Here is a 14817-nt window from a genome sequence, read left to right as displayed (position 1 = left end):
GTTGGCGTCACCCGAGAGAACTGAGGATCACGATGAGCGACACGGAAACCACCGCGACACTGGCCGAGTGGGAACTCGCCGAGATCGAGAAGGCTAATGCGTCGGGGCTCGTTCCCGTTGTTTTCGTGCACGGCCTGTGGCTGCTCTCCAGCAGCTGGCAGAAGTGGCGGGATCTCTTCGAAGACAACGGCTTTGCGACCCTTGCGCCGGGCTGGCCGGATGACCCGGCGACGGTTGCAGAGGCGCGGGAACACCCCGAGACATTCGCCCACAAAATGGTGCAACAGGTCACCGACCACTACCTGGCCGCCATCGCGATGCTGTCGAAGCGGCCCGTGGTGATCGGGCATTCCTTCGGCGGCTTGATCGCTCAAAAGATCGCCGGCGAGGGGGTCGCCGCCGCGACCGTGTCGATCGATAACGCGCCGTTCAAGGGTGTGCTGCCGCTGCCCCTGTCGGCGTTGAAGTCGGCGGCTCCGGTGCTCGGAAATCCGACCAACGCCGGCAAGGGTGTGGCGTTGACCTTCGAACAGTTCAAATACGGCTGGGCAAACAACCTCGACGAGACCGAAGCACGTGAACTCTTCGAGACCTACCATGTGCCGGCCGCCGGGGCGCCGCTCTTCCAGGCCGCGACGGCGAACTTCAACCCGTTCGGCGGCGAGACGAAGGTGGACTCGAAGAACCCCGACCGCGGCCCGCTGCTGATTATCGCCGGAGAGAAAGACAACACCGTTCCGCCGGCGATCACCAACGCCAGCTACAAGATTCAAGCGAAGAATCCGGGCATCACGGTCGAGACGACCATCCCCGGTCGGGGACACTCGTTGACCATCGACAACGGCTGGCGCGAGGTGGCCGACGAGGCCCTCGCCTTCGTGCAGGAGCACGCGGCGTCCTGAGGCAGTGACTAGCGCAGCACCGAGCTCAGCAGCAGGCTGGTCTCGCTGTTGATCACGCCGTCGACCAGGCGGATGCGCCCGAGAACCGCGTCGAATTCGGCGAGCGTCTCGCAGCGCAGCTCGGCGACGAGGTCCCAGCCGCCGTTGGTGGTGTGCAACGCCCGGATCTCCTGAAACCCGCGCAAGGCCCGGATGACCTGGTCGGTCGTGCGCCCCTGCACCTCGATCAAGGTCATCGCCTGGATCGCGAGCGGATCGAGTTCGTCGCGCACCCGCACGGTGAAGCCGATGACCGTGCCAGAGCTGACCAGGCGTTCGAGCCGGCTGTTCACCGTGGCCCGAGCGACACCGAGGGTGCGCGCCAGCGTCGCCACCGGCGCTCGGCCATCTTCGCGGAGGGCGGCGATAAGCCGACGGTCGAGATCATCCAACACAGCCATACGCACAATGTACATCTAGTGGTAGCAGTCTGTGCAATTGTGGCTGTGGTTCTATGCATTCTGCCAATGGCTGATACATATCGCCTAGATCTAGCGTTGAAGGGTCCAAGAAGGAGTAACACATGACGCGTTTCGTTGATGTTCGAAATATGGTTCGCTGGGTGGCCGACACAGGCCCCGAGACCATCATCGCCGGCCTGATCGACTACATCGAGAGCGACTTTCGTCGCTGGGAGAGCTTCGACCGCACCCCCCGCATCGCGAGCCACACCCCCTTCGGCGTGATCGAACTGATGCCGACCAGCGACTACGAGACCTACGGCTTCAAGTACGTCAACGGGCACCCCAACAACCCGGCCCGCGGTTTCCAGACTGTCACCGCCTTCGGCGTGCTGTCCGATGTGCACAACGGCTACCCCACCTTCCTCTCCGAGATGACGGTGTTGACCGCGCTCCGCACGGCAGCGACATCCGCCATGGCCGCGAAGGTGCTCGCCCGCGCCGACTCGACCACCATGGCCATGATCGGCGCCGGCAGCCAGGCCGAGTTCCAGGCCCTCGCCTTCCGCACCGCCCTCGGCATCTCGAACATTCGCATCTGGGACACCGACCCGGCGGCAATGGAGAAGTTCGTGCGCAACGTCGTGCCGCTCGGTTTCACCGTGCACATTGCCGACAGCGCAGCGGATGCCGTAGCCGGCGCCGACGTGATCACCACCTGCACCGCAGACAAAGCGTTGGCGACCGTGCTGACCCGCGACCTCGTCGTGCCGGGCGTGCACATCAACGCGATCGGCGGCGACTGCCCCGGAAAGACTGAGCTCGAGGCGTCGATTCTCGACATCGCCGATGTCTTCGTCGAATTTCCGGAGCAGACCCGGATCGAGGGCGAGATTCAGCAGATGCCGGCCGACTTCGCGGTCACCGAGCTGTGGGAAGTGCTCACCGGGCGCGCCTCCGGGCGTGTGGCCGGAGCTGCCGGAGCCGAACAGATCACCGTATTCGACTCGGTCGGATTCGCCATCGAAGACTTCTCGGCGCTGCGTTACGCCCGGGATGCCGTCGACGCGACCGACTACTACGAAGACATCGACCTGGTGGCGAACCCCGACGACCCGAAGAATCTCTTCGGTCTCGTCGGCGCGCTGTCGCCCGTGAGCTAACTCCCGGTGTCAGTGCAGGCGCCGTCGGCTGTCGTTCTGATTCGGCCGCATCATTTCGAACCGAACCCGCTGACGGCGGCCGACAACGCCTACCAAGACTTGGAGCATGGGCAGGAGCCCGCTCGGCTGGCGCTCGCCGCGTATGCCGAGGTGAGCGCCGTCGCTTCCGCACTCGAGCAGGCCGGCGTGACCGTGCATCTGTTCGAGGATGAGTCGACCGATCGGCCCGACAGCGTGTTTCCGAACAACTGGCTGTCGACGCATTCCGGTGGTCACGTGGCGATTTTTCCGATGTTCGCGTCGAATCGGCGGCGCGAACGCCGGGGTGACATCGTCGATTTCTTGAAGAGTCACTACCGGGTGCAAGACGTCATCGATTACTCGGGTCTCGAGTACGACGACGTGTTCTTAGAGGGAACCGGGGCGATGGTTCTCGATCACGAGAGCCGGGTCGCGTATGCCTGCCGGTCGAATCGGGCCGACCCGGTGGCGCTGGAGCGGTTCTGCACGAACTTCGGCTATGAACCGATGGCGTTCGACGCGGTGGATGAGCATGGCACGAAGATTTATCACACCAACGTGCTGATGTGCGTGGGTACGAAGTTCGCCCTGATCGGCCTGGACCGCATCGTCTCCCCGGCGCGGCAGCGGGAGGTGGCCGAACGGTTGACGGCCCGCGGACGCACCCTGATCGAGCTCACGCCGGAGCAGATCCGCAATTTCGCGGGCAACGCGATCGAGTTGGAGGGGAGCGACGGCCCGGTGCTCGCATTGTCCCGTCGGGCGTACGACAGCCTTTCCGTGCAGCAGATCGCCGCGCTGGAGAAATGCTGCGCCCTGCTGCCGCTCGAGATCCCGACCATCGAACTGGCCGGGGGCTCCGTGCGGTGCATGCTGGTCGGCATCCATCTCGACCCGCGTCCGCAGGCTGCAATCTCGCTCGCTGCCGCCGCGGTTCGAGTGCAGGCCGCTCCATAAAGGAGGACTTTCTGCGACTCGCCGACCCAAACCGCCCGTTCTGATCGGCGTGGCGCAGAATCTCCTCCTTTGCGTACGTCGACGTTGACGTCGACCGCGGCTATGCCCGGCCGAAAACGTTCAGGGCGGCCCACTGCAACAGGATGACCGTCTTGCCGTCGACGATTCGGCCGTCGGTGACCATGGACAGGGCCTCGGCGACGGGAATCGTGAGCACCTCGATGTCTTCGCCTTCTTCGACCACCCCACCGCCCGGGCCGGTCAGATCGGCCGGCGTGTACGGCGCCACATAGAAATGCACCCGCTCGGTGACCGAGCCCGGGCTCATGTAGAGATCGAAAACGTGCTGCAGGATGCCCACGGTCACGCCGAGTTCCTCGCTCGCTTCCCGGCGGATGGCCACGTCCGGTTCGTCGTCATCGAGCAGTCCGGCGGCGGCCTCGATCAGCATGCCGTCTGGGTGGTCGTTCACATAGGCGGGAAACCGGAATTGGCGGGTGAGGAGCACCGTCTGCGCGGCCAGGTCGTAGAGCAGGATGGTGGCGCCATTGCCGCGATCGTAGGTTTCGCGCTGCTGAGTCGACACCTGGCCATCGGCACGGCGGTAGTCGAAAGTCGTGCGTCGCAGCACGTGCCAGCCGTCGGAGGTCACCTCGACACGGGTGACGGCGACATCCGGGTTGCGGGTGAGATCGGCGCCGACCCGGTCGAGCCCGGTGCGACCGCGACCGTCAGGCACGTCGACTCCCCGTCGTGCAGGAGTGGCGGACGGGTTGGTCGTATCGGCAGTGGTCATAGTGTCGAGGCTAGCCAACTCGGTCGGCCAGGGCGCGTGACCGATCTGCGTGACCGACCTGCGTGACCGATCTGCGTGACCGATAGGTGCCGGGTGCGAGAGACTCTTCTCATGGACCAGCGCACTGACCCCGATGTCATCGCCACCGAGCGGGCATCCCTCGACCAGTTTCTTGACTACCACCGGGCCACCCTCCTCGGAAAGACAGAGGGCCTCGGCAAGGAGGCGATGGCGGCACGGCTGCCCACCTCGGAGCTAACGCTCGCGGGCTTGCTCAAGCATCTCGCCTTGGTGGAGTCCAGTTGGATTCACGATCGCTTCCTCGGCCAGCCGGCGGAAGAGCCCTGGGCAAGTGCGCCGTGGGATGACGACCGGGATTGGGAGTTCCACACCGCCGTCGCCGACGATCCCGAAGAGCTGCGCGAGCTCTATCGCGCGACCTGCGCGCGAAATCGAGCCGCTTTGGCCGGCGTCGAGCTGGATGCCCTCTCGGTCGGGCTCGACCGCGAGGGTCAGCCGTACAGCCTGAGGTGGATCTTGCTGCACCTGATCGAGGAGACGGCGCGGCACAACGGCCACGCCGACCTGCTGCGCGAGGCCATCGATGGGGTCGTCGGCGAGTAGCCGGCTACGCGCTCCAGCCGGCCGGCGGCATCCACTTAAACTCAGACCATGTCCCGCCTCGTCATCGTGCTGCCGCTCACCCCGCTTGAGGTGGGGGAGAGCTTCGCCGTGGCGGACTGGCCCCTGCACATCACCGTGCTTCCGCCGTTTCTCACCAGCGCCGAGCCGGCGGATGTCGCCGCCGCGATCGAGGGGGCCGCTGCCGGTCAGACGGCGCTCGCCGCGGCGGTCGGGCCCGACGCGCTGTTCGGCCGCCGCCACAACATTCCCGTCTCACTCGTCGACGACAGCCCGGCGCTCACGGGGCTTCATCGCCGTTTGAAGGAGGCGATGCGTCAGTTTGCCGCGGCTCCGGAAGAGCCGGCCTTCACCGGCGCGGGCTTTCGCGCCCACGTCACCGTCAAGAATCAAGGCCGTGTGCACGAGGGCGATGTGCTGACGCTCACGCAGATCGCGGTCGTGGACATGGCGCCGCGGGCAGCGGCCAGCGGGCGCACGGTATTGGCGACGCTCGACCTGCCAGCACCTCAACCGACCGACTGACGCCTTCACTCGCGCGTCAACGCACCGCCGAGGCTCAAATATCGGCGTCGCGAGGGCGGGCCCCCGAAGGGGTTGGCGCGAAGCGACAGTTTGTCTCGTTTTGTTGTCCAAATGAGACGTAAAAAAGTTTGCACAGTCAAGATTGAATATGTTAGCTTTGCCCAGCCATCCAATGACGGATAAGGCCAGGGAAGGAATCTCGATCCAAGTGACAAATTTTCTTGATAAGCAGGCTCTCCGCCGGAGCTCCTACGTTGTCGGCTTGCTTGCCGCGGCCTTGACTCTCAGTGCCTGCGCAGCAAGCCCGGCTTCAACGCCCAGCACCTCCGATGCGGGAGTAGAGGTCGACCAGGCCACCTGCGATCGCAACAGCGCGGCCGGCCCCATCACCTACATCTCGGGTTACGGATACTCGGCCAGTGCCGGCCAGCTCGACGTGTTCCTCGCCAAGGAGCTGGGCTACTTCGACGCCCTCTGCCTCGACGTTGAAATCAACGCCTCTGGTGCGAACGGCCAGCAGCTCGTTTCGTCGGGTCAGGCCCAGTTCACCGCACTCGGCTCGGCGTCCGACGTCATGCTGGCCGCTGCGAACAGCCACAACCTGACCGCGGTTGCCACCTACGGCAGCGACTCGCCGTTCTCGATCTTCACGAACGAGAACATCAAGAGCCTGAAGGACCTCGAGGGCAAGAAGCTCGGCTACTTCATCAACATGACGCCGATCGCATCCGCGATGTTGGATGCCGCCGGTGTCGATGTCTCCAAGGTCGAACTGATCAAGATGACCAACTACGACCCCACGGTTGTCACCCGCGGACAGGTCGACGCCATCGTCGGCTACGCGTCGAACCAGCCGGAGAAGCTCAAGTCCCTCGGTCTGCCGTTCAATCAGTTCCTGCCGTCTGAGCTCGGCATCAAGGGCACCTACAACGTGATGGAAGCGAACTCGAAGTTTCTCAAGGAGAACCGCGAGGTCTCAGCCGACTTCATGCGTGCCAGCCTCAAGGCGCTGCAGTACTGCCTCGACAATGACGACAAGTGCATGGACATGATCAGCACGCTCGCCGCCGACAATAACCAGGGCGACGCATTCCCGAAGGACCAGCAGGCCCGCACCTGGGCAGTTGAATCTGACTGGGTGCGTAACAGCACCGCCGGGATGCCCGGTGTGCAGACGACCGCCGAGTGGGAAGACGAGTACAAGCTGGTCAAGCAGTTCGGCAACGTCAGCGAGCTTCCGAAGCTGGAGTCGATGATGGACACCAAGCTGGTGGCCGATCTCTACAGCGACGATGCGTTGATTTGGCCCGGCAAGTGAGCTCCGAACTTATCGATGTGACCAGCGCGGTCGGGAACCGATTCGCGGCTTCGGCCGCCGGTTCCCGACCCGCGGGCAACACCGGAGTGCAGGTCACCAACGTCTCGAAGAGCTTCGGCCCGGCCGGGGCCAAGACTCTGGTGCTCGATGACGTGACGCTGTCGATCAACGCCGGTGAGTTCGTCTCGGTGATCGGCCCGAGCGGATGCGGCAAGTCCACCCTGTTGAAGGTGATCGCCGGACTCAGCGACGCCGACGAGGGCACGGTCACCATCGACGGAAAAACGGTGAAGTCCGCGACCAAGGGCAAGATGATCGGTCTTGTGCCCCAGTCGCCGGCCCTGCTGCCGTGGCGCACCGTGCTGGAGAATGTGACCTTGCCGATCACGGTGAACCCCAAGGCGAACGCCGGACGCACCCTCCGTGACCCGAAGGAAATCTTGGAGTCGTTCGGCCTCGGCCACGCGATCAACAAGTATCCGTCGCAGCTCTCGGGCGGCATGCAGCAGCGCGCGGCCATCGCTCGCGCGTTCGTCTTCGACCCGAGCGTGCTTCTGATGGACGAGCCCTTCTCGGCTCTCGACGAGATGAACCGCGACCAGCAGCGCATCGGATTGCTCGACTTCTGGCAAACCAACCGCAAGACGGTGCTGTTCGTCACCCACTCGGTGCCCGAAGCGATCATGCTGTCCGACCGCATCATCGTGATGGCCGCACATCCCGGTCGCATTGCCGAGGTGATCGACGTCAACCTGCCGCGTCCGCGGGATGCCGATGTCTACGCAACCGACGAATTCCGCGACCTTGAGGGTGCAGTGCGGTCGTCGCTACAGAGTGTCATGGAGAAGAAGTATGTCTAACCTGCACACGGTGCCGAGATCGACAACGCAGTCCGTCACCGAATCGAATGCCGTGCAGGCCGGCACGCGCACGGGCACGGCCCAGTCGGCCGCGCCGCGCCGCGGACTGAAGTGGGGAACGTGGGCGCCGCCCACCATCACCTTCATCGTCGCCGGTGCGCTCTGGCAGGCCGTTGCCCTCGCCAACCCGTATGTGATTCCCACGATCGACGCCGTCTGGTCGAGCCTGGCCAAAGAACCGATGATGTACTGGTCGAACTTCTTGGTCACGCTGCAGGAAGTCGTCATCGGCGCGGGTGCCGGCATCCTGTTCGGGTTCCTCCTCGCGGTGATCATGGCGGAGTTCCAGATCATGGAGCGAGCAGTCATGCCGCTCATTGTCGTGGTCATGGTCACCCCGGTTGTGGCCATCGCGCCGGCCCTCGTGGTGGCATTCGGCTTCGGCATGATGCCGAAGTACATCGTCACCGCCCTCGTCGTCTTCTTTCCGATGCTGGTCAACTCGTTGGCCGGGCTGCGGGACGTCGACGGGCGTGCGCTCGATGTGATGCGCACACTCCACGCGAGCCGCTGGGAAATCTTCCGCGACCTGCGCTTCCCCGGCTGCATGCCGTTCGTCTTCGCGGGGCTGCGCATCGCGATGCCGCTGGCGATCGTCGGTGCGGCAGTGGCCGAATTCGTCGCTGCCGGTCAGCAGGCCGGTCTCGGTTCCCTCGTCACCATCGCCGCAGCGCAAGCCAACCTGGCCGTCACCTGGGCCAGCATCGCGCTGCTCTGCCTGATGGGCGTGACCCTGGTGTCGCTACTGGCACTGCTACGCAAGCGCGTCTTGTGGTGGAGCGAAGACACCACGGTCGCCCGCTAGTCGCCGCGGGGCACGCTGCCTCGTCACTTCACACAAAAAATCAGCACGAAAGGCATCACAATGAAACAGCTTCGCTTCGGCCTGTTCGAAAACGCTCAGACCAACGACTCCGGCACGGCAACCTGGCGTCACCCTGACAACCAGAGGCACCTCTTCGACACCCTCGCCTACTGGAAGAACATCGCCGAGATCTGCGAAAACGCGGGCCTGGACTTCATTTTTCTCGCGGATGCCTGGGGCTGGGCCGACGTCAACGGCGAACGACCCGACATCTGCACGGTTGAGGGCCTCGACCTGCCGCGTCTCGACCCCGCGATCGTTGCCGCGGCACTGATCTCGAGCACCGAGAACCTCGGCCTCGTGCTGACCGGTTCCACCCTGCTGGAGCAGCCGTACTCCTTCGCCCGCCGGATCGCGAGCCTCGACCACCTGTCGAAGGGCCGCATCGGCTGGAACGTGGTCACCACGGGAACCGCCGAGACCGCATCCGCCGCCTTCGGCGTGCCGATGGTCGCCCACGACGAGCGCTACAACATGGCCGACGACTTCATGGAACTCGTCTACAAGCTGTGGGAAGGCGCCTGGGAGCCCGACGCACTCGAGCTCGACAAGCAGGGACGCTATGCCGACCCCGAGAAGGTGCACCGCATCGAGCACGAGGGCCCGTACTTCCGCAGCAACGGCTACGGAAACACCTCCTACTCGCCGCAGGGCACGCCGGTTCTCTTCCAGGCCGGCTCCTCGGAGCGCGGCCGTGAGTTCGGCGGCCGCCACGGCGAATGCATCTTCCTCGGCGGCGCACCGGTGGATAAGCTCGCCGGCCAGGTGCAGGCCATCCGTGCCGAAGCCGTCGCCGCGGGGCGGGCAGCCGACTCGATCAAGCTGATGGCCGCGTTCTCCTGCGTGGTCGCCCCGACGCATGAAGAGGCCGAGCGGAAGTACCGGGAGGTGCTTGACGCGCAGACCCCCGAGGTGGCCGTCGCGTCGTACGCCTGGTTCACCGGGCTCGACCTGTCGTCGTACGACCCGAGCACCCCGATGGCCGACCTGCACACCGAGCTGTCGCAGACCCAGGTCGCGCGTTTTGCCGGGCTCACAGTCGGCGATGTGCTGAAGGACTGGCACGCACACGGTGTGCGCTCCAAGCCCGTCATCGGCACCCCCGAGGAGATCGCCGACGCGATCTGCGAGCTCGCCGAGGGCGCAGACCTCGACGGCTTCCTGTTCACGCCGGTGATCCAGCCCGGTTCGACGATCGACTTCATCGAACAGGTCATGCCGATCCTGCGTGAGCGTGGCGTGGCCGGCACCGGCTACGACGCTCCGACGTTGCGTCAGCGACTGGTCGGAACCGAGACTCCTGTTCTGCGCGAGGACCACCCGGGTGCGGGCTTCCGGGCGCAGCAGGCGGCGTTGACGCTCTGATCCCCCCTCAGGGCTGAAGTGAGAATCCGTGGCGCCGGCCGATGGCCGGGGTCACGGATTCTCGCGTTCGAGAGGGCGGATGCACGGGTGGATGACGGGGCGGATGCGACAGCGGATGCCGCAGCTGCCGCCGCGAGGCTGCGTCTAGTCGTCGAGCGAGCGAGCCGACCGGGCGCGGTCGCTCTCGGGTTCCCCGGCGAAGCTGTACTCGCCGGCCTTCACCCGCTCACCGAGTTCTCTGGCCCACTGTTGTTCGCCGCGCAGGCGCGCCGTCGACAGCTCGAAGATCTCGCGAACGTAAAGCGGCGTCGTCGTCGATTTGGCGACATCCTCGATGTGAAAGCCGTTGCTGGCGATCTTGGCGTTGATCTCGTTGACGCGGTGCTCGAGGGCCGCGATGACCTCTTCACGGCTCAGCGCGAACATGAACGACGTGAGGGCCATCACCGGCTTGGTGTCAAAGGTCTCCACCGTCCACAGCGTGAGCCGGAGCAGGCGAAGAAATTCGACCTCTCCCTCTGGCGTCATCTGATAGATGGTGCGCTCGGGGCGCTTGCCGGCCGACTCGGTGCCGTTCTCCTCGATGTAGCCGTCTTGCTTGAGGGAGCGCAGCGCGTTGTAGATCGAGCCGGGCTGAATGTTGGCCCATTCGTCGACGTGCCACGTCATCAGTTCGCGGCGCAGAAAATAGCCGTGAACAGGCTGAAATTGGTGTACGGCGCCCAGCACGATCAGGCGGGTAAGGCTCGACATTGCTCCATCGTAAGTCAGCAGATGCGCCGCATCCCCGAATGAATCACGTTTTATATGTTCAAATCTGAATAAGTACTAGAAATATGATCAAACTTGACTAGTGTGATCACTGAGTCATTTCAATGAAGAAGGAGTTACGTGATGTCTACCGCGACAAACCTGGAGACCGTGCCGCCGGAAGTGGCGCTGCGTCGCGCATTTTCTCTCTTTCCGACCGGCGTCGTCGCCGTCTGCGGACTCGTTGAAGACCGCCCGGTCGGCCTGGCCGTCAACTCCTTCATCTCGGTGTCGCTCGACCCGCCCCTGGTGGCCGTCAGCGTCGCCCGCACCTCGAACACCTGGCCTGTGCTCGCCGACAGCGCCCAGCTCGGCCTGAGCGTTCTCGGCGCAAACCACGAGACGCTCTGCCGCAAGCTCGCCTCGCGCAACACCGACCGGTTCGAAGATGCCGAGTGGCACGCGACGGACGACGGGGCTGTGTTGATGCACGGCGCTGCGCTCTGGCTGGAGTGCAAGGTCTCGGCGACCGTCGACGGTGGTGATCACGAGATCATCCTGCTCGAGGTGCTGAACTCCGACGTGTTCCCCGATATCACCCCCCTGGTCTTTCACCAGAGCCAGTTCCGCGGACTGCTGACCGAATAATGACTGAGGTCGGGGGGTCGAGCAGTGTCGGCGCGATCGTGGGGGGCGCCATCGTCACGGACGGCATCGTCACCGACGCCATCGGTGGCACTGTCGCTGATGGCGCTGTCTCTGGCGGCGCTGTCTTCGGCGGAATCGTCGTCCACGGCGACAAGCGAGGGCGCCAGCTCGGCTTCCCGACGGCGAACATTTCAGTGACCGAGGGCTTCGAGATTCCGGCTGACGGCGTGTACGCCTGCTGGGTGAGTTTTCCGCCGGAGACCGCCCGACATGGCGCCACCGTGAGCATTGGCGACAACCCCACCTTCGACGATGTGACGGACCGCCGCATCGAGGCCTTTGTGCACGACCTCAATGCTGATCTCTACGGCCGCTCCGTTCTCGTGACGATCGCGGCACGCCTCCGCAGCATGGTGCGCTGCGACACGCTCGATGAGCTGATTCTGCGCACGAAAGAGGATGTCGAGCGGTCGCGAGCGCTGCTGGCCGGAGCCGTCGCGTAGCCTCCGAGAGGCGAATCGGGGCCGACCCGAAGTCGCTCACAGGCCGTCACCCGTAAGCTCAGCGGGGGAGGTGGACAGGATGGTACGAATTCTTCTCGTCGAGGACGACCGTGAGATCAGTCAGGCGTACCGGTTGACGATGTCGCGGCGCGGCCACGAGGTCGCCGTCGAGTTCACCGGCGCCGGGGGCGTGCTTTCGGCGATTCGCGGTGCTCACGATGTGGTCGTTCTCGATGCGATGCTGCCGGATCTCGACGGATTCGACGTGTGTCGTCAGATTCGAAAATCGTCCTCTGTGCCGATCATCATGCTCACCGCGCGTGACCAGGATTCCGATATCGTCGGCGGCCTGGAAGCGGGAGCAGATGACTACATCATCAAACCGGTCGCGCCGGCGGTTCTCGAGGCGCGCATCCGTGCCGTCATGCGTCGCAATGCTGAGAACGACACCCCCGACGACGACAGCCTGCTTCACCACGGCACGCTCACGGTGAACCTCGACTCATTGATTGTCACGAAGGCTGGGGCCGAGCTCTCGCTCACGCCGACCGAGCTGAAGCTTCTTGCTGAACTGCTGCGCAATCCCGGGCAGGTGCTCAGCCGGGATCAGCTTCTGGACCGGGTGTGGCAGACGACCGAGAATTCCGCCGGGCGAAGTGTTGACGCCGCGATCCAACGGTTGAGAGCAAAGATCGAAGACGACCCGGCACAACCGGTCATGCTCCATACGGTACGAGGCTTCGGATACCGGATCGGTTGATGTTTCGTCGCCGCAACATCGGGCTCCGCGGGCGCCTGATCCTCGCGTTTGGCCTGGTCGCGGCGGGAGTCGCCCTGGCGACCTCGGTCTTGCTGACGTTCAATGCTCGCACTCTCATTTTCGAGTCCAGACAGAACGTCTTATTGAACGAGTTCAGCGACGGCGCCGCCGCCGCGTTCGACGCACTCCCGCCGCACCCCAGCGAACAAGAACTCGGTTCGCTGATCGAATTGTTCCCTGACGGGGCAACGCTGATCAACCAGACGACGGGCGCAGAAGTCGGAAACCCAGTGGTCGGATTTGTGCCCGACGCGGTGCTTCAGTCGATGGCGGAGAGTAGCGACGCCGTGACATTCCGTCGGATCACCGTCAACGGTCAGCTGCTCTTCGTGATGGGGGCGAACAGTCGGGCCAGAGCCGACACCAACGGTGACCAGGTGAACGTTCTGGTCGTCGAGTCGCTTCAGGAGGAGGCAGAACAAGTTACGCACCTCGTGGGCTTGAGCCTCGCAATCACTGCCCTCGCCGTACCCTTGGCGGCAGCGCTCGGCTTCGTGATCGGCACCCGATTCACTCGTCCGTTGAAGAGGATGGTGTCGAGCGTCACCGATCTCGGCAGTGGCCGCACCCTCACTCCCCAGTACACCGGGTATGCGGATGTCGACGCCGTGCTTCTGGCCCTCTCGGAAACATCGAAGACCCTCGACGACACCATCGAACGCCTGAAAGAGCGCGAACAGTTGTCACGGCAACTTGTCGCGGATGTCTCCCACGAGTTGCGCACGCCTCTCACCTCCATGGTGGCGATGGCCGACATTCTGGAAGACACCTCGGCGGCCACCGACGAGGAGGTGCGCATCGCTGGCGAGGTGACGGCGAAAAGCACCCGCCACCTCTCGAAGCTCGTCAGCGATCTCCTGGAGATGTCCCGGGTAGACGCGGGCGAGGCCGACCTCCAGCTCGAACCGCTCGACATCGCACTTCTCCTCGAAGACGTCACCGATCGTAGCGATGGCGCCGGCGCGGTGCGCATCCGGGCTGAGAACAACGATCCCCTCACGAGCGATGCGCGACGACTGCGGATGATTCTCACGAACCTCCTGACCAACGCGTCCCGCTATGGAGTGCCGCCCGTCACCGTCACGAGCACCTCGGAAGACGGATGGCGGGTTGTCAGGGTCGTCGATGAGGGTCCGGGAATTTCCGACCAGCATGTGCCTCACCTTTTCGAGCGCTTCTACCGGGGGAGCGCGGCCAGAGGACGCAGCACGAGCAGCGGTTTGGGGCTGGCGATCGCCCGCGAGAACGCCCGTCTGCTCGGCGGAGATATCACCGTCGAACCTGGTGACACCACCGTCTTCGCGTTGCGCCTGCCGGAAACGCTTTCCGGTCATCAAGAACGCTGACTCCAGCTCTGCAATCCGCCGGGCTTTAGCGCGCGCCTGTAGTCGCGATGACTCACTGCGAACTTTCAGGTTTCCGTAGCCGTCTCGTCGCATTGCAAAGACGGCTGGGTCGCAGAGGCCGTCGAAGCTGATCACAGAACAAGCGGATCCCCGCTCTGTTGATCACAGGAGTCACCGAATGTCCCCACTGCCAGGCTGCGTGACGCGCAGGTCAGTAAGTCTCTGCATCACCGCCGCTTTGTCGATGCTCGCGGTCGTCGGCTGCGCGGCGGTTGGGTCGCCGACGGGCGCCGACGGCGGGATCTCCTCGGAGTCCGTGCACTCCGCAGCCCACGGCTACCTCGAAGAAGGGGAACTGGTCTCACCATTCGACGACTCGCTTCCCCTGATCTCACAGCTCGACCCCGCTCTGCGGGAGGCCGTTCGCGCTGCCGCAACCGCCGCAGAAGCTGACGACTACGACATCCGCATCGCCTCGGGTTGGCGAAGCGCTGATTACCAGCAGAGCCTGCTCAACGACGCCATCGTCGAATACGGCAGTGAGGACGAGGCCCTGAAGTGGGTCAGCACGCCGGACGCCTCGGAACACGTCAAAGGAAACGCCGTCGATGTCGGCCCCACCGACGCTTCCGACTGGATGAGCCGATTCGGTGACGAGTTCGGCCTCTGCCAGATCTACAGCAACGAGATGTGGCATTACGAGCTCGCCACCACACCCGGTGGCGAATGCCCGGACAAGCGCACGGATGCGAGCGGGTAACAGGCCATCGGGCCGCTCCAGAGCCCCACAAGCCTGGCGCTCCGCCTCAATCTTTGCGTTCCAATCCATTCATTCA

Annotated in this window: 17 protein-coding genes; 14 read left to right on the top strand and 3 right to left on the bottom strand. The window is 64.4% G+C overall.

Annotated features, from left to right (window positions below; genetic code table 11):
- Window positions 1-32 precede the first annotated feature (32 nt).
- Complete coding sequence (locus tag AC1DCF_RS04570) at window positions 33-902, top strand: alpha/beta hydrolase (RefSeq protein ID WP_477210013.1); 870 nt, start codon at window positions 33-35, stop codon at window positions 900-902.
- 8 nt (window positions 903-910) lie between these two features.
- Here the strand turns inward: AC1DCF_RS04570 and AC1DCF_RS04565 are convergent, their stop codons facing one another.
- Window positions 911-1342 carry an Lrp/AsnC family transcriptional regulator gene (locus AC1DCF_RS04565; protein WP_441790617.1) on the bottom strand — a complete coding sequence of 144 codons (432 nt, stop codon included), beginning with the start codon at window positions 1340-1342 and terminating at the stop codon, window positions 911-913.
- Between the two features lie 122 nt (window positions 1343-1464).
- Here AC1DCF_RS04565 and AC1DCF_RS04560 point away from each other — a divergent pair, with 122 nt between their 5' ends.
- Window positions 1465-2505 (top strand): ornithine cyclodeaminase, encoded by a 1041-nt coding sequence (locus tag AC1DCF_RS04560; protein ID WP_477210012.1) that lies wholly within the window; start codon window positions 1465-1467, stop codon window positions 2503-2505.
- Window positions 2506-2511: 6 nt separating this feature from the next.
- Window positions 2512-3483 carry a citrulline utilization hydrolase CtlX gene (gene ctlX, locus AC1DCF_RS04555; RefSeq protein WP_477210011.1) on the top strand — a complete coding sequence of 324 codons (972 nt, stop codon included), beginning with the start codon at window positions 2512-2514 and terminating at the stop codon, window positions 3481-3483.
- Between the two features lie 100 nt (window positions 3484-3583).
- On the opposite strand, the gene AC1DCF_RS04550 is transcribed toward ctlX, so the two are convergent.
- Window positions 3584-4279 (bottom strand): NUDIX domain-containing protein, encoded by a 696-nt coding sequence (locus AC1DCF_RS04550; RefSeq protein WP_477210010.1) that lies wholly within the window; start codon window positions 4277-4279, stop codon window positions 3584-3586.
- Between the two features lie 111 nt (window positions 4280-4390).
- Between AC1DCF_RS04550 and AC1DCF_RS04545 the strand changes: the two genes are divergently transcribed.
- From AC1DCF_RS04545 to AC1DCF_RS04520, 6 genes are all read left to right on the top strand, one after another.
- Window positions 4391-4903, top strand: coding sequence for a DinB family protein (locus tag AC1DCF_RS04545; RefSeq protein WP_477210009.1), 513 nt, complete (start codon window positions 4391-4393; stop codon window positions 4901-4903).
- Between the two features lie 48 nt (window positions 4904-4951).
- The gene (locus AC1DCF_RS04540) at window positions 4952-5446 is read left to right on the top strand and encodes a 2'-5' RNA ligase family protein (protein ID WP_477210008.1); all 495 of its coding nucleotides are present in this window, start codon (window positions 4952-4954) and stop codon (window positions 5444-5446) included.
- Between the two features lie 208 nt (window positions 5447-5654).
- Window positions 5655-6764 carry an ABC transporter substrate-binding protein gene (locus AC1DCF_RS04535; RefSeq protein WP_477210007.1) on the top strand — a complete coding sequence of 370 codons (1110 nt, stop codon included), beginning with the start codon at window positions 5655-5657 and terminating at the stop codon, window positions 6762-6764.
- On the top strand, window positions 6761-7624 hold the full coding sequence (locus tag AC1DCF_RS04530; RefSeq protein ID WP_441790609.1) for an ABC transporter ATP-binding protein: 864 nt from the start codon (window positions 6761-6763) through the stop codon (window positions 7622-7624). Before AC1DCF_RS04535 ends, AC1DCF_RS04530 begins: the two co-directional genes overlap by 4 nt.
- Window positions 7617-8489 (top strand): ABC transporter permease, encoded by an 873-nt coding sequence (locus AC1DCF_RS04525; protein WP_477210006.1) that lies wholly within the window; start codon window positions 7617-7619, stop codon window positions 8487-8489. Before AC1DCF_RS04530 ends, AC1DCF_RS04525 begins: the two co-directional genes overlap by 8 nt.
- A gap of 60 nt (window positions 8490-8549) precedes the next feature.
- Window positions 8550-9914, top strand: a complete 1365-nt coding sequence (locus tag AC1DCF_RS04520) for an NtaA/DmoA family FMN-dependent monooxygenase (RefSeq protein WP_477210005.1) — start codon at window positions 8550-8552, stop codon at window positions 9912-9914.
- A 144-nt stretch (window positions 9915-10058) separates the two neighbouring features.
- Here the strand turns inward: AC1DCF_RS04520 and AC1DCF_RS04515 are convergent, their stop codons facing one another.
- Window positions 10059-10667 carry a PadR family transcriptional regulator gene (locus AC1DCF_RS04515; RefSeq protein ID WP_477210004.1) on the bottom strand — a complete coding sequence of 203 codons (609 nt, stop codon included), beginning with the start codon at window positions 10665-10667 and terminating at the stop codon, window positions 10059-10061.
- 141 nt (window positions 10668-10808) lie between these two features.
- Here AC1DCF_RS04515 and AC1DCF_RS04510 point away from each other — a divergent pair, with 141 nt between their 5' ends.
- From AC1DCF_RS04510 to AC1DCF_RS04490, 5 genes are all read left to right on the top strand, one after another.
- Window positions 10809-11312, top strand: a complete 504-nt coding sequence (locus AC1DCF_RS04510; protein WP_477210003.1) for a flavin reductase family protein — start codon at window positions 10809-10811, stop codon at window positions 11310-11312.
- Window positions 11312-11815 (top strand): riboflavin kinase, encoded by a 504-nt coding sequence (locus tag AC1DCF_RS04505; RefSeq protein WP_477210002.1) that lies wholly within the window; start codon window positions 11312-11314, stop codon window positions 11813-11815. Before AC1DCF_RS04510 ends, AC1DCF_RS04505 begins: the two co-directional genes overlap by 1 nt.
- Window positions 11816-11894: 79 nt before the next feature.
- Complete coding sequence (locus AC1DCF_RS04500) at window positions 11895-12575, top strand: winged helix-turn-helix domain-containing protein (RefSeq protein ID WP_477210001.1); 681 nt, start codon at window positions 11895-11897, stop codon at window positions 12573-12575.
- On the top strand, window positions 12575-13981 hold the full coding sequence (locus AC1DCF_RS04495; protein ID WP_477210000.1) for a sensor histidine kinase: 1407 nt from the start codon (window positions 12575-12577) through the stop codon (window positions 13979-13981). The genes AC1DCF_RS04500 and AC1DCF_RS04495 overlap by 1 nt, the downstream gene beginning before the upstream one ends.
- A gap of 178 nt (window positions 13982-14159) precedes the next feature.
- Window positions 14160-14741 carry a M15 family metallopeptidase gene (locus AC1DCF_RS04490; protein ID WP_477209999.1) on the top strand — a complete coding sequence of 194 codons (582 nt, stop codon included), beginning with the start codon at window positions 14160-14162 and terminating at the stop codon, window positions 14739-14741.
- Window positions 14742-14817: the final 76 nt, after the last annotated feature.

The organism is Leifsonia sp. 10L418 (assembly GCF_056395445.1).
This window is presented reverse-complemented; position numbering and strand designations above follow the sequence as displayed.